Source organism: Pseudoalteromonas sp. P1-26, from assembly GCF_001401795.1.
GTDB lineage: Bacteria > Pseudomonadota > Gammaproteobacteria > Enterobacterales > Alteromonadaceae > Pseudoalteromonas.
Window position 1 is genome coordinate 128,349 of sequence record NZ_LKDX01000002.1, and the last position, 14,611, is coordinate 142,959.

Annotated in this window: 14 protein-coding genes and 1 tRNA gene; all 15 read left to right on the top strand. The window is 38.6% G+C overall.

Annotated elements, in window-relative coordinates:
* Positions 1-7: 7 nt before the first annotated feature.
* The 15 genes from ptsP (at position 8) to AN394_RS01995 (ending at position 14,362) form a co-directional block, all read left to right on the top strand.
* Positions 8-2,284: a phosphoenolpyruvate--protein phosphotransferase gene (gene ptsP / locus AN394_RS01925; protein ID WP_054562239.1), complete on the top strand. Its 2,277-nt coding sequence runs from the start codon at positions 8-10 to the stop codon at positions 2,282-2,284.
* Positions 2,285-2,359: 75 nt separating this feature from the next.
* Positions 2,360-3,169, top strand: a complete 810-nt coding sequence (locus tag AN394_RS01930) for a sulfite exporter TauE/SafE family protein (RefSeq protein ID WP_055020682.1) — start codon at positions 2,360-2,362, stop codon at positions 3,167-3,169.
* 14 nt (positions 3,170-3,183) lie between these two features.
* Positions 3,184-3,987 carry a prolipoprotein diacylglyceryl transferase gene (gene lgt / locus AN394_RS01935; RefSeq protein ID WP_054562237.1) on the top strand — a complete coding sequence of 268 codons (804 nt, stop codon included), beginning with the start codon at positions 3,184-3,186 and terminating at the stop codon, positions 3,985-3,987.
* Positions 3,988-4,000: 13 nt separating this feature from the next.
* Positions 4,001-4,852, top strand: a complete 852-nt coding sequence (locus tag AN394_RS01940; RefSeq protein ID WP_054562236.1) for a thymidylate synthase — start codon at positions 4,001-4,003, stop codon at positions 4,850-4,852.
* Between the two features lie 26 nt (positions 4,853-4,878).
* Positions 4,879-5,760, top strand: coding sequence for a UTP--glucose-1-phosphate uridylyltransferase GalU (galU, locus tag AN394_RS01945; protein WP_054562235.1), 882 nt, complete (start codon positions 4,879-4,881; stop codon positions 5,758-5,760).
* A gap of 460 nt (positions 5,761-6,220) precedes the next feature.
* Complete coding sequence (locus tag AN394_RS01950; RefSeq protein ID WP_054562234.1) at positions 6,221-6,757, top strand: SPOR domain-containing protein; 537 nt, start codon at positions 6,221-6,223, stop codon at positions 6,755-6,757.
* Positions 6,758-6,830: 73 nt separating this feature from the next.
* On the top strand, positions 6,831-7,439 hold the full coding sequence (locus AN394_RS01955; RefSeq protein ID WP_082422932.1) for an SPOR domain-containing protein: 609 nt from the start codon (positions 6,831-6,833) through the stop codon (positions 7,437-7,439).
* A gap of 240 nt (positions 7,440-7,679) precedes the next feature.
* Entirely contained in the window at positions 7,680-8,273 is a 594-nt protein-coding gene (locus tag AN394_RS01960) for a FlgO family outer membrane protein (protein WP_055020737.1), read from the top strand.
* A 14-nt stretch (positions 8,274-8,287) separates the two neighbouring features.
* The gene (locus tag AN394_RS01965) at positions 8,288-8,962 is read left to right on the top strand and encodes a FlgO family outer membrane protein (RefSeq protein ID WP_055020685.1); all 675 of its coding nucleotides are present in this window, start codon (positions 8,288-8,290) and stop codon (positions 8,960-8,962) included.
* A gap of 3 nt (positions 8,963-8,965) precedes the next feature.
* Positions 8,966-9,631, top strand: coding sequence for a FlgO family outer membrane protein (locus AN394_RS01970; RefSeq protein WP_055020686.1), 666 nt, complete (start codon positions 8,966-8,968; stop codon positions 9,629-9,631).
* 161 nt (positions 9,632-9,792) lie between these two features.
* Positions 9,793-9,867: transfer RNA gene (locus tag AN394_RS01975), tRNA-Arg, on the top strand.
* A gap of 735 nt (positions 9,868-10,602) precedes the next feature.
* A complete protein-coding gene (locus AN394_RS22145; RefSeq protein WP_200910007.1) occupies positions 10,603-11,013 on the top strand; it encodes an HNH endonuclease domain-containing protein in 411 nt (136 codons plus the stop codon).
* A gap of 31 nt (positions 11,014-11,044) precedes the next feature.
* The gene (locus tag AN394_RS01985; RefSeq protein WP_055020687.1) at positions 11,045-11,518 is read left to right on the top strand and encodes a hypothetical protein; all 474 of its coding nucleotides are present in this window, start codon (positions 11,045-11,047) and stop codon (positions 11,516-11,518) included.
* A gap of 240 nt (positions 11,519-11,758) precedes the next feature.
* On the top strand, positions 11,759-13,345 hold the full coding sequence (locus AN394_RS01990; protein WP_055020688.1) for a TIR domain-containing anti-phage reverse transcriptase: 1,587 nt from the start codon (positions 11,759-11,761) through the stop codon (positions 13,343-13,345).
* A 126-nt stretch (positions 13,346-13,471) separates the two neighbouring features.
* Complete coding sequence (locus tag AN394_RS01995; RefSeq protein ID WP_055020689.1) at positions 13,472-14,362, top strand: toll/interleukin-1 receptor domain-containing protein; 891 nt, start codon at positions 13,472-13,474, stop codon at positions 14,360-14,362.
* The last annotated feature ends 249 nt before the right edge of the window (positions 14,363-14,611 follow it).

A 14,611-nucleotide genomic window follows, 5' to 3' on the forward strand; every position in this document is an offset into this window, starting at 1 on the left:
CAGCATCATGTTAGCCACGCTCAGATCAATTGCTGAGGCAGTGTCGCAACAGGCGGACTTAAATAGTGCGCTGGGGTGTTTTGTGCAAATGGTAAAAGATGCCATGCAAACACAGTGCTGCTCGATTTATTTTGCAGATTATAGTCAAGATAACTTTGTATTGATGGCCACCCAAGGCCTCAACCCAGATGCAGTGGGTAAGTTTCGTATTGGCTTTACTGAAGGTCTCGTTGGTCTTGTTGCTCAGCGTGAAGAGCCCATTAATATCGCTTTTGCTAAGTCTCACCCACGTTTTAAACTCTCACCTGAAGTCAATGAAGAAGGCTATAACGCGTTCTTATCTGTGCCAGTCGTGCACCAGAAAAAGGTTTTAGGCGTTATTGTTGTTCAACAAAAACTAGCCCGTGTTTTTAGCCCTGACGAAGAGTCATTTTTAATTACGCTCTCGGCACAGCTAGCTTCTCAGTTAGCTCATGCAGAAATAAAAGAAATATTACGCGTCGATGAGTTTTCACACCAAACCTCAGTATTAAAAGGGGTATCAAGTGCACCAGGTATTGCCATAGGTGAAGCCTTTGTGGTGATCCCTAAACTTGACTTTAGCTCTATTGAACTGCAAAAAGACGACGATATGAGCACCCAGCGTAAGCTATTTACCCAAGCAGTGGCTGCGACGCGGAACGAGTTTAATACCTTATCGATGACACTGAGTGACTCTATTCCGCAAGAGGCACTGGCGGTATTTGATGTTTATCAGCAGTTACTTGATGCCAAAAGTCTTGGTCAAAATGTTGAAGCGCAATTACAACAAGGCTGGAATGCTAAAAGCGCCCTGAAAATTGTTATTGAGAAATTAGTGACTCAATTCAATGCCATGCAAGATCCTTACATTAAAGAGCGTGCTGTTGATGTTAAAGATATTGGTTTACGGGTTTTACATCACTTAGTTAATACTGAGCATGCGGCAAAACCTTACCCTAAAGACACTATTTTAATTGCCGGTACATTAACCCCAGCAATGCTTGCTGAAGTACCTAAAGGGCAACTTGCCGGGGTTGTGAGTGTTAATGGTGCGGCAAATAGTCATGCTTCTATATTAACTCGTGCTATGGGGATCCCTGCTATTTGGGGCATTGAAGATGTGCCGTTATTGCAGTTTGAAGGCAAGCAAATGATTTTAGATGCCTATGCAGGGCGTTTATATATTTCTCCTTCACAAATGCTGCAAGAGGAATACAGTCAGCTCAAATATCAAGAAGCCTTATTGAACGACCGTTTTGTGGCAGAGCAAAACCTAGATGCCGTCACTAAAGATGGCGAACACATTAGCTTATTACTTAACGCGGGTCTTGAATTAAATACCGAGCATGACAATAAGCCATTTTGCGATGGGGTAGGCCTTTATCGCACCGAAGCCTGGTTTATGCAAAAAGGCCAATTTCCTTCACAGTCAGAGCAAGAAAGCTGGTATCGCGAAGTGCTAACGAGTTACCACCCTAATCCTGTGGTGATGCGTACACTCGATATTGGTGGCGATAAAGTTTTAGATTACTTCAATATAACAGAAGAAAACCCATTCTTAGGTTGGCGTGGTATTCGCGTGACCTTAGACCATCCAGAGCTATTTTTAGATCAGCTCAAGGCAATGTTAAAAGCCAATATTGGGTTGGGTAATTTAAAAATCATGCTGCCGATGATCAGTGGTTCAGAGGAAGTCGATGAATCGTTAAAATTGCTCGAACAAGCCTATTTTGAGTTAAGTGAACAATACCCCGAACAGGCAATAGAACGCCCAGAAATCGGCGTGATGTTAGAAGTACCTTCAAGTGTATTTATGCTTGAAGAGTGGTCGCAAAAAGTCGATTTTTGCTCTGTAGGTAGCAACGATTTAACCCAGTATATGCTGGCAGTTGATCGCTCTAATGCCCGCGTTGCTGAGCTATTTAACCCTTATCACCCAAGTGTACTTAGAGTGCTGTTAAAAATAGCACAAGAGTGTCAACAACATGAGTTGCCATTTAGTTTGTGTGGTGAGTTAGGAGGCGACCCTGAAGGCGCTTTACTGCTTATTGCGATGGGTTATCGAAGCTTGAGTATGAACTACGCTTCGATTAGTAAAATTAAGTTTGTGCTTAGGCGATTAAATGTCAGTGATATGGAAAAGTTACTTGCAGAGTGTTTATTACAACCCACTGCAAAACATGTACTCAGGTTAACGCGTAACTTTATGATTGAACATCAACTCGGTGAGCTATTTTATACCCCAAGCCAAGGCCAATCATGAGGGAAAATTGTGCTGTGAAGCGCCTATATATTAGTTTAGTATATGTATATAACAAATTGAATATATGAGTGTGCTATGCATGACGTAATACTTTTAATGGTGTACTGCGCAATTTTGGGCAGCGTGGTTGGATTTTTAGCCGGATTATTAGGCATTGGTGGTGGTCTTATCATCGTGCCGGTACTTAGTGCGCTGTTAGTGTCGTTTAATGTTGCCGATCCAAGCCATGTATTAGTCATTGCGATAGCAACCTCGTTAGCATCCATTATTTTTACCTCGACTTCTTCAGCCCTTGCTCATCATCGTAATGCTAACGTGCCTTGGGAAATTGCCCCATGGGTTATGACTGGTGTTGGCCTAGGCGCATTGATCAGTGGTTTTGCAGCAAGCTTTATCCCAGAGCAGCTACTGCGCTTTGTTTTTGCTGGTAGCGTGGTGTTTATCGCGCTCAGAATGGTGTTATCGACACGAAAAAAAGCCGCCAGTGAAAAACCGCTTCCATCAGGGCCTATTCTTGGCTTTTTATGTGCCATAATGGGGGCGCTGTCGGGGCTAATTGGTATTGGCGGCGGGGCGCTTATTGTGCCGCTACTGCATTATTTTTCTGTTGATATTAAAAAGGCCATTGGTTGTGCTGCTGCATGTGGTATTGTCATTGCGCTGTTCGGCTCGGTGGGTTACGTATCTGCCGGGTGGCAATTAACATCTTTCAGTGATGGATTTGCCGGATTTGTGTATTTACCTGCGTTAGTGGGGATTGTGGTTACCTCGTCGCTCATTGCGCCAATAGGTGCCAAAGCCACGCATTACTTGCCTGTGGCAACAATAAAAAAAGTATTCGCGCTATTACTTGTCATAATTGCGCTTAAAATGGTGTTTAGTTAAAGGTTTTTATTTTTATGGCTCTTCAATTTCCAGATATCGATCCGGTTATTTTTTCGGTAGGCCCGCTTAGCGTACGTTGGTACGGTTTAATGTATTTAATTGGTTTTGCTTTGGCTATGTGGCTTGCTAATCGTCAAGCAGAAAAACCAAACTCAGGTTGGACAAAAGAACAAGTTAGTGACTTATTATTTTACGGCATGCTCGGGGTAATACTAGGCGGCCGTATTGGTTATGTATTGTTTTATCAGTTCAGCTACTTTATTGAAAACCCATTGTATTTATTTAGAATTGACCAAGGTGGTATGTCGTTCCATGGTGGCACTCTGGGTGTAATTACAGCCATTGCAATTTTTGCTTGGACCCGTAAAAAATCATTATTTGAAGTGGGCGATTTTGTAGTGCCACTCGTACCGCTTGGTTTATTAGCTGGACGTATTGGTAACTTTATTAATGGCGAACTATGGGGCAGAGTGACAGATGTACCTTGGGCGTTTATTTTCCCATCAGGTGGCCCAGAGCCCCGTCATCCATCACAATTATACGAAGCCTTTTTAGAAGGTTTGGTGCTGTTCTTAATCTTACAATGGTTTATCAAAAAGCCTCGTCCAGCGGGAAGTGTTGCTGGGGTGTTCTTACTTGGCTATGGCGTGTTTAGATTTATTGTTGAATATTTCCGTGAGCCAGATGCTCATTTAGGTTTATTCGCAGGCTTTATCTCGATGGGGCAAATACTGTCATTGCCGATGGTAATTGGTGGCCTTGGTTTGTTAATATGGGCCTATAAAAAGCCGCAACACAGCGTGGCAAGCAAAGCATAACAAGAGCAAATCAATGAAACAGTATTTAGATTTATGTCAGCGTATTGTTGACGAAGGTGTGTGGGTTGAGAACAAACGCACAGGGACTAAGTGTTTAACCGTTATTAATGCCGATCTTGAATATGATGTGGCAAATAATAAGTTTCCGCTAATAACAACGCGCAAGAGCTTTTACAAAGCGGCGATTGCGGAGTTACTTGGTTATTTACGTGGTTACGACAGCGCTGCACAGTTTCGTGATATCGGCTGTATGACTTGGAATGCTAACGCAAACGAAAACAAAGCTTGGCTTGAAAATCCACATCGTCGTGGTGAAGATGATATGGGTCGAGTGTATGGTGTGCAAGGCCGCAGTTGGCAACGTCCGGATGGCAGCCACCTTGATCAACTTAAAAAAGTTATCGATAACTTATCAAAAGGGATTGATGATCGCGGTGAAATCGTCACTTTTTATAACCCAGGTGAGTTTGAGTTAGGCTGTTTACGCCCTTGTATGCACACGCACACCTTTTCTTTGTTGGGCGATACCTTATACTTAACATCATACCAACGTAGCTGCGATGTGCCGCTGGGTTTGAACTTTAATCAAATTCAATGTTTTGTGTTACTTGCTTTAGTTGCACAAATCACCGGCCACAAACCGGGTAAGGCGTATCATAAAATAGCGAATGCGCATATTTATGAAAACCAACTTGAGTTGATGCGTGATGTGCAGCTTAAGCGTGAGCCATTCGCGTCGCCAGAATTAAAAATAAACCCAAATATTAAATCACTAGAAGACATTGAAACCTGGGTTACAAAAGACGATTTTGAAGTAGTAGGTTATCAGTGTCACGATGCAATTAAGTATCCGTTTTCAGTTTAAGAACAATAAAATTTAAGGAGAAATCAATGAAAGCAGTGATCCCAGTTGCTGGTCTTGGCACGCGTATGTTACCTGCAACAAAAGCAATCCCTAAAGAAATGCTTCCTATTGTTGACCGCCCGTTGATTCAGTACGTTGTAAATGAAGCAATTTCAGCAGGAATTAAAGAAATTGTTCTAGTAACGCATTCAAGTAAAAACTCAATTGAAAACCACTTTGATACCAGTTTTGAGTTAGAAGCAACGCTTGAAAAGCGTGTTAAACGTCAGTTACTCGCAGAAGTACAATCAATCTGCCCGAAAGATGTAACAATTATTCATGTTCGCCAAGGTGAAGCGAAAGGCCTTGGTCATGCGATTAACTGTGCTGCACCTATCATAGGTGATGAACCGTTTGTTGTTATCTTACCGGATGTGATCATCGATGATGTAGCAAGTGACCTTAAAAAAGATAACTTAGCTGAAATGATCCAGCGTTTTGAAACCACCGGCGAGAGCCAAATTATGGTTGAGCCTGTGCCGCAAAACGAAGTAGACAAGTTCGGTGTTGTCGACTTAGGTGATGTAAAAATCAATCAAGGTGAAAGCGCAGCTATTTTAAATATGGTTGAAAAGCCTCCAGTTGATCAAGCACCATCAAATCTTGCTGTTGTGGGTCGCTATGTATTGAGCAAAAATATTTGGCCATTACTTGCAAAAACCCCAGCCGGTGCAGGCGATGAAATCCAATTAACAGATGCCATTGCCATGCTCATGGAAAAAGAGATTGTTGATGCTTACTCAATGAAGGGTAAAAGCCATGATTGCGGTAGCAAAATTGGTTATTTAAAAGCCATCGTTGAGTTTGCACTGCGTCGTGATGAATTCAAAGGTGAGCTTACAGACTTCATAAAGTCGCTGGTTAAATAAGCAATTCAAATTACCTAGTTGAAAATTATGTAAAAAAAGTGTCTATATGGCACTTTTTTGTTATTTACATGTTCCTCCCAATTGTCGATTATTACCCAATAAAGGATTTTTCTGATATACCTAAGTCTTAACGCATTGTTAAGATTAAAGATCAGTGAGATGCTTATTTACCCCTGTAGGATAGTTAAACTCAGCTATACTTATAAAAATACCTATGTAAAGACGGATTTTTATTGCTTTAGGTTGTCTAATATGAAAACTTAAGTATTAGGGTGTCATTAAGTTTTTATTGCAGTTAGTTAAGCACTGTACTGAAAATATTATAATAACAAATAATGTGTTAGAGTTTTCTTATGCAATGCCGTAAATCACTTTTATGGTTTTTGTATAGGTAAGTGCTAACAGATAGACTTCTTTAAAAAGAAGCAAATTTTTAATGGTACGTTTAAGAATCCTACTTATGAAATATTGCTCAAAACCTTTGCGTTACAGTATATACCTGTTGGTGTTATTGACTGTGTCTGGTTGCAGTAATAAGGCATTTCCTGATATCTCTTTTAACAAGCTTCCTGTTTTCAATGTTGTTCAGTACCTTAGCGATGTAACGCTAATGCAAAACTCATTTTTGTTGGCGCAAACCCAAAGTGAACCGGTCAGTACAGTGTTAGATCAGGCTGATACTTCTCAAGCACTATCAAGCGACTCTAAAGACTCTGTTAAACCTGACTATGCATTTGCTTTGCAATTAGCGTCTGTTAATACGGAACAAGATCTAGCTTATACATTAAAGAAAATGGCTAAACGAGCACCCAGTATTTTTCAAGGAAAGCCGATACTTAATGTTGAAGTCGCTGATGTAAATGAGCATACCTACTATCGACTTAAGTTTGGTGGCTATAAGTATTTGAAAAACGCGAAAGCTGATTGTGAAGCGATTAAACGACAAGGCATTGATTGCTGGGTAAGTAACTACACTGACAACCGAATTTATTTTTAGCGTCAAATATTCACTCTAAAGATGGCATTTTTATTGCTAAGATTTAAGTCTGTTTTTTAGAATTGACGTCACCATGCATTTTTCTATTTTCTCTAAATATCTATTTATAACCATCTGCTTAACTGCTCTAACAGCATGTATGATGAGCCAAGAGCAAACCCAGCCAGCTTACACTGAGCAGCAAGTACAGCAATTTGCTGCCGAGTGGCATAATAAACAACCTAGTATTGAGCGTCTTGCGTTGATGGAAAAAGACCTTGCGTTGTTAATCGAAGTGCTTTCAGCCAATAGCGATTTAACCGCACAACCATCACAATTTGAGCCACAAAATGATGTGATTATTCATCAAAGCGAACAAACGCAAGTACAGCAAGCATCATCCACAGACTCACTTGAGGCGATTATTGCAGCAAATAAAGCGGCTGAAGCGGGCGTGCAATTAGGTTTATATTTAACGCCGAAAAAAGTTAGTCATCAGCTCTTAAAGCTTAAACGTGATTATCCTGCTGTTTTAAATGACCTTGATTTTCGTTTTAAAACACGAGAGCAAAAAGGCGTAACCTTGTATGGATTGAGGGCTGGTCCATTTGCAAATTATACTCAGGCTACTGCATTTTGTGAGATAGCCAAAAGAATGGGGCAAACCTGTGTGACGGCACCGTTTCTTGGGCAGATGCTATAACCGCTTATTTAACAACAGAAGGGAATTGACCCTTCTGATAAACCATTCGCCTCCTCAAAAAATTAGTTACATCAGCCTACACAATTAAATCATTGTCTGAATGCAACGCTAGCTTATTGGTATTTTAGAAGTGACGTGTTTTTGTTACCACGCTTCGGCTTTTCATAATAATCCCATCAACAATAATACTTAGGCATAATTATTGCTTTGTACTTACTAAGTTTAGTGAGGATGGCAATTATGCGCCTGTTATTTTATTCAGTTTTTTTAGTGTTGGTGGGTTGTAGCTTAACTGAAGAGCCACAAAAAACGCCCCCTAGAGAAACCCCAAAATCGCCGATGGCACCTTATACGGTGCATCAATACGTTGCTGATTTAAGTAGTCAGCTGAGCCGTATTCAAGGCCCTTACAAAGGCAATGCACGTATTGCTGTGACCAGTTTTTATATGGCTGATGGCTTAGGTACTGATTTAGCAGAAGATCAGGGCAGTGGCTTGAGTCAGCAAATTCAAGAAAGTTTATTAACGCAATTTACTCAGCTTGGTTTTCATACCATAGAGTATCGATTAGAAAATACTTTAAATTTGCAGCAATCGGCCGATAGTGTACTTAGTCGTGATGTAAATACCTTACGTCAACGTCAGAATATTGACTTTGTTATTACCGGCACACTGACGCGGCAACAACATGCCTACATAGTAAATGCCCGATTAGTGAATACCAAAGATCTGCGAATTGTGTCAGCAGCAAGCACTGAGATCCCTATCAATGTAATGTGGGGCGCTGAAAAAGTTCAGCAACGTGATGGCCAGTTGTATCGAAGCGAATATTAAGAGGAACTCATTTAATGAAACGTTTAATTTTAACTTTATGTTTGCCGTTTGGCTTTGGTTGCTCGTCAATGTTAACTGGTGATGCAACACAACACGAAAATGATCCTCAGTTAGCTGCGCAAAGAGAAGTTGCCGCGCCGCATAGTAATGACAGTGTGTTTCAAACCAATCAGGCGGTAATGAATAACAGCACTTTTACAGCAGCCCCAACTCGTAAAAATATCAATCACTATGTACGTGGCATCATGCAGGATTTAGTTGAAAACTTGCAATATGTTAGTGATAACACACCAGTTGCTGTTTCAAGCTTTGTGTACCTTGATGCAGATTACAACTCAACAAATTTGCTGGGTAATCAAATTGCCGAAAGTTTTATTCATGAACTTCATGCGTTTGGTGTGCCTGTCATTGATTTTAAAACCACGGATTATATGCGTGTCACGCCAACTGGTGATTATGTTTTCAGTCGTGATTATTTAGAGCTTAGCCAAGACCAAAACTTCAATTATGTATTGGCAGGTACTTTGGTTAATCATCAAAGTGGTGTGCTCGTGAATGCGCGTATTGTTGGTTTAGCAAGCAAAGCAGTTGTAGGGTCAGCGCAAGGTTTTATCCCGCAATCAGTGGTTGATGCCCTTGATAGTACTAACCGTAGTGATGGTATTACACTTAAACAAGCAAGTGAGTAAGCTATGAAAGGTTTTGTCTTCGCATCGTTAACGCTCGCGCTTTCTGGCTGCCAATTGCTGCCAGAGCAATCAGCAGAGCCGCAAAATACCGCTCAAAATGTACCTGCATCAGCAAATACTCAAGTCGATTACGTTGCTATGCTACAAGCGCTTGAACAAAATGATATGCAGCAGGATAATGCTAACCATCGTTTATTTGCGCCTTATCAACATCATAAAACCGTTGTTAATTATGTCGAGCAAATGGCCCTTGAGTTAGTGGATACCATGCAACAAGAAAGCGAGTTAGGAATAGCCATTACTAGCTTTGTTGATTTAGATGCGAGCCTAAAAAATAGTTCTCAACTTGGTAATCAACTCTCTGAAACAATGATGCACCAGCTGCAAAAATTTGGTTTTGGCGTTGTTGATTTTAAAGCGATGGATATCATTAGTGTGACCTCACGTGGTGATTTTGTGATGTCGCGAGATGTAGAAGAGTTAGCCGAGCGTCGCATTGCCAGCCATGTTCTTACTGGCACGCTTATATATCGCCCAAATGGTGTTGAAGTGAATGCTCGAGTAATTAATTTAAACTCAAAGCTGGTTATTGCCAGCGCACAAAAAGTGATCCCTTATTTTGTGCTAAAGAATGAGTCAATCAAATCAGCAACAGCTAGCGTTAACTAGCCTCATTATTTTGCCAATCGACTTACTAACAAGTCGATTGGTTTATTCTCTTGATTACCAAAGCCTTAGACCGTTATAATTTTAGCTACAAGCTACAAGCTACAAGCTACAAGCTACAAGCTACAAGCTACAAGCTACAAGCTTTACCTCAACTTTTGAGTGGCCTCTTAGTTAAATGGATATAACGGCCCCCTCCTAAGGGGCAGTTACAGGTTCGATTCCTGTAGGGGCTACCAATGAAATCAATGGTTTACAGGCTTCTTTGTGTGTAATTTTATTTTTGTGTAGCGTATTTGTAGCGACTTAAGTCTTTACTCATTTGAGAGTTTTAGTAGAGTTAACTTTAAGTAAGGCTATGAAAATGGAATTTTTACAGTTGAATCAACCATAGAGAATTATTGGCAAGCTATCATTCTTTTTGGTAAAAATGTAGCCTTATATAAATTAGCATTGGCTAAGTCATTATATGATCTAAAAGCGTCCCCAATCGACCTAATTTCATCGGAAGAATTAGTAGTCCCATTCAGTCGCCATCTTTGCGAGCACCTTAAGCATTCACTTAAACAAATTACCTCTCGCTCAAGCAAATATTTAGATGCATGTTTAGCATTTAATAATCAACAAATTGAATTAGATGAGCTCATTTATCATACCGTCAAATTAAGCTTCATCAATGTTATAGATGCTTTTCAAATTGTAAATAATGGTGAAATTAACAAGCGTTTTTTATAGATGAAAGAAAGCAGTTATGTGGGATTCGGGTTACAGATAATTTTTTAACTTTACAGAACTTAAACATTACTCTTCCTCTGAGTTTGAAACAGAAGCGGACTGGCTATTAGTGGAAGAAGCTTGGTGGCTAGGTATTTCTAGAAATATTGTTAGTGTTCATTATGATAATGACGAGCAGTTATTGTTTACTAATAACTCGAATCGGCGAGTTAACTTAAGTAGTTGCAGGGACAGCCTGAATGGGTATCAAAAAGGGCGTTTATTATTCTTATAGGCCGATTTTAATTAATGACAATAGTTCAGAGGAATATGCTGAGGTAGATCATTTTTACCAAATAAAGAAGGTAAAAATATTAAATAATATTGACGGCGTTTGGAATCTAGCATCGGCATCCTCTAGTTGTAACAGAAGTTGTGATGGAAAAATGGCAAGAATTCCTTTATTGAGTCTATTGAAACGTTTGTACAAGCGGAACGAGTATTTCAACAATAGTCATTTAGCTCTAAAAGAAACGATAATTCAGCAAACTGGCTATACGGAGTTGATTAGGAAAGACTTTTCACTGAAAAGTTATAATGAGGCAAAGAGAAATTTTAGTTTTTTTCTGATTACAACAATAAATAAAGATTATATACTTTTATTTCAATGAATTATATTAATAAACAATCGGGAAGTAAGTTATGAAATGGCAGAAATGGCTTGAAAATTGGGATATGACATCTCTAAAAATAAAAACTCCTTTTTTAGAGATGGATTGGGCTCCTAAAGATGAAGACAAGGAAGCTGCATGGGAACTTTATATTGAATTACTTACAAGAGTATCAACACAACACCTCAACGTAGAGCATGGTGATGAAAAAGCGGCACTAAAGAGTATTTTTTCAATTTTTGATCTTACACGAAATGTAATAAAGAGTAATGGTAGGCACTGTATCCAATTTACAAAAATTGCAATTGTAGTTTTAAATCAAAAAATAAGGCCATTTACAGCTAAGTGGCATCGATTATCAAATAACGGTGCATTTGATGATTCAGATCTCTGCATTGAGTTCCGTAATGAGTTAGAACAATTACAGAGTGTTTTAAGAGTTTACACTAAAATGTTAGCTGAAATGGCAAGTGTTGAAGATTTAACAGAACTTGAAAATTCGTAGATTTAATTCTAGAAATACGCGGCATCATTATATGTATTACTTCTAAAATTAATTTATATCGTTTAATATTAACTCGGTTTCGACCCAAAATGTCTGAAGTTGTAACTGCTTTGGATTTGGAACACAGGCTAGCAAATGCTGCCGGCTATACTCTTATGGCTATCTTTATCGAATTGCTCGATGTCTTAATTGGCGCAAGGTGATTGGGTCGAAACCACTAACTCAAGATAGAGCTAACCAATGCTTACCTTTAATAAGTTACAGTTTAGACTGCAAGCGACTGAACCTACTAGATTGTATAACAATTACTGGGTTAAATGGTTGAACCCCTCGTTATCACCAACTTTATCGCGCAATATAGAAACTTCAAGGGAATTAATTTTAGGCTTACAAAGCAGTAATGATGTTGCAAATCTACTTGAGATTCCAGTTGGTCAATTGTTGTATATATTGTACACATTAGAACCCAAATATAAGTCTTTTACTGTAACAAAAAAGTCGGGAAAGAAAAGATTAATTGATAGTCCTAATGAATCAATTAAAATATTGCAAGATAAAGTTCGCCCCTTAATTGAAGCACATTATCGAGTAAAAAAACCTGTTCATGGCTTTGTTGGGGGAGGTAAGGGGATCGTTACCAATGCTATGCAACACAAGAAAAAGAACTATGTATTAAATATAGATTTGTCGGACTTTTTTCATTCAGTTAATTTTGGCCGGGTACAGGGAATATTTAGAAACGCTCCCTTTAATATGGGAAGCGCGGCAGCTACAGTATTAGCACAACTATGCACGCATAATAAGTGTTTACCTCAAGGTGCAAGTACCTCTCCAGTGTTGTCCAATTTAGCGGCTTCTACATTAGACAGGAAGCTCGTCCAGTTAGCAAAAAAGTTTCATTTAACTTACACAAGATATGCTGATGACATAACTTTTTCCAGCAACAAACCATTTTCAGGCAAGATAGTTGAAAATAGAAAAGAAGAAAGTGGATTAGAAACACATCGTGTAGGTAAATTATTAGAGCAAATAATTACAGACTCTGGTTTTCAAGTAAACCACACTAAAACGCGCTTACAGTATAAGTCGCAAAGGCAAGAAGTTACTGGGCTTGTTGTGAATGAAGGAGTTAATGTTAATCGTAAGTTTATTCGAAAAACGAGAGCAATGATACATGAATGGTCTAATGATCTCATTTCTGCTGAAGCGAGATTTATCATGCAGCGTTATAACGTTAGTGACTCTGAAGTTGGGAATGATAGGGATGGATCTATTTTTAAAAGAGCAGTGTATGGAAATTTAAGCTTTATAAAAATGGTAAAGGGGGAAGAGCATTCTCCGTATTTAAATTTATGTCGGAAGGTGTTAGAGCTAGATAACGAACCTCCTTCTTTTATTAGTAAACTTAAGGATGTGCTTGATATGTATGATGTTTTTATTTGCCACGCTAGAGAAAACAAAAATGAAGTAGCTATACCTCTCTATGAGGCACTAAAGTCTAAAGGGATAAATACATTCATCGATAGCTCCGCTATAAATTGGGGGGATTCTCTGGTTTCCAAAATAAACACCGCTCTTCAGAAAGCAAAATATGTAATTGCAATTATTTCTGATGATTCACTAAATAAATCTTGGCCTATGCATGAATTACGATCGGTATTATCAACGGAAATTCGTTCAGGAGAAATTAAGTTGTTGCCTTTAATGGTAGGTGATGCGGATGCTTTAATTTCTCAAATACCATTATTAGCGGATAAGCGGTTTATTCATTTTGAGGACAATATTGATGATGTTGTTGAAGAAATTCAAAAATTGTTAAAGGATTAATCGGATAATTTCTTATGTACTAGATAGTTCCATACGATAATACATAAAAATTTAATAGTGAGTAATTGATTAGATTTAGCTTTCTTACTGCATAAAAAAGAAGGCTTCGTAGCAAAAGATTCAAATATGAATGGACTAGAAAAGGTAAGACTTGTTGAGGATATCAGCTCTGAACTACAAGCCCAAATGACCTTCTCAGATATTGAAAATTATTTTCTTATACATGGAGTTCCTTTAGAAGATACTAGCTCTTACAGCAGCAAAAGAGTTTATTCTAAGAAAATGCTTGGACAAGTTAGTGAAGAGTTATTATTCAAAATTGCAAATGAAATTGGACTAAAAAATCTACCTAGGAATATTGTCAATAGCTCAGAGGTTTATATATGGGAAGGTGGATACTTTAAGCTATTTTTGAGCCATTTATCTTCTTTTAAAAACCAAACTTCGAATCTTCAGTTGGCTCTTAAAAAATACGCTATTTCTGGTTTTGTTGCTCACAAAAACATTGAGCCAACAAAAGAGTGGCTTAATGAAATTGAAGGGGCATTAAGGAATATGGATGCTCTGGTAGCTATTCTTACTCCAGGCTTTGAAGAAAGCAGATGGTGTGATCAAGAAGTTGGGGTAGCAATTGGTCGTGATGTGTTAGTCATTCCAATTAAAAAAGGATTAGACCCTTATGGTTTTATTGGAAAGTTTCAAGGAATTCAGGCAGAGAACAAAACAGTTGCTCAAGTTGCGAATGCTATATTTGAAGTATTAGTCAAATCACCAAAAACGAAGTATAAGATTTTAATTTCGCTTTCAGAAGCTTTATCAAAAGCTCAATCAGTTGAAGAGGTAAGAGAAAAACTTTCTATTTTAAACTCGTTGGAAGGTATTCCAACTGATATTTTAGAAAAGCTTAAACTGCAAATACTAGATAACTCTTGGCTAATGAGCTCTTGGGAGCAAATAGAAAGTATTAATCTTATGCTAAGTAAGAACAAAATTAACAGTATTCAACTTGAAAAATAGAATTACTCTAAGCTTGAGGGCTACCGTTCGGTATATGCATTATGCTTTGCTAATAAATATCTATAGGTTGAATACTTTATACTTTCAGTACAGTTATTTACAGAACTCCAAGTAAGAGCTTTCTTGCCATTCTGGCAAGTGGGTAGCTAAAGGTTATTTTTGAAGTTTGGTAGAAGATTTGAACTACCTAAAGCTTGTTTTATAGCTTTAGGTCTTATGAGAAGCATCAAAAAATGCTTTGAGTATGGC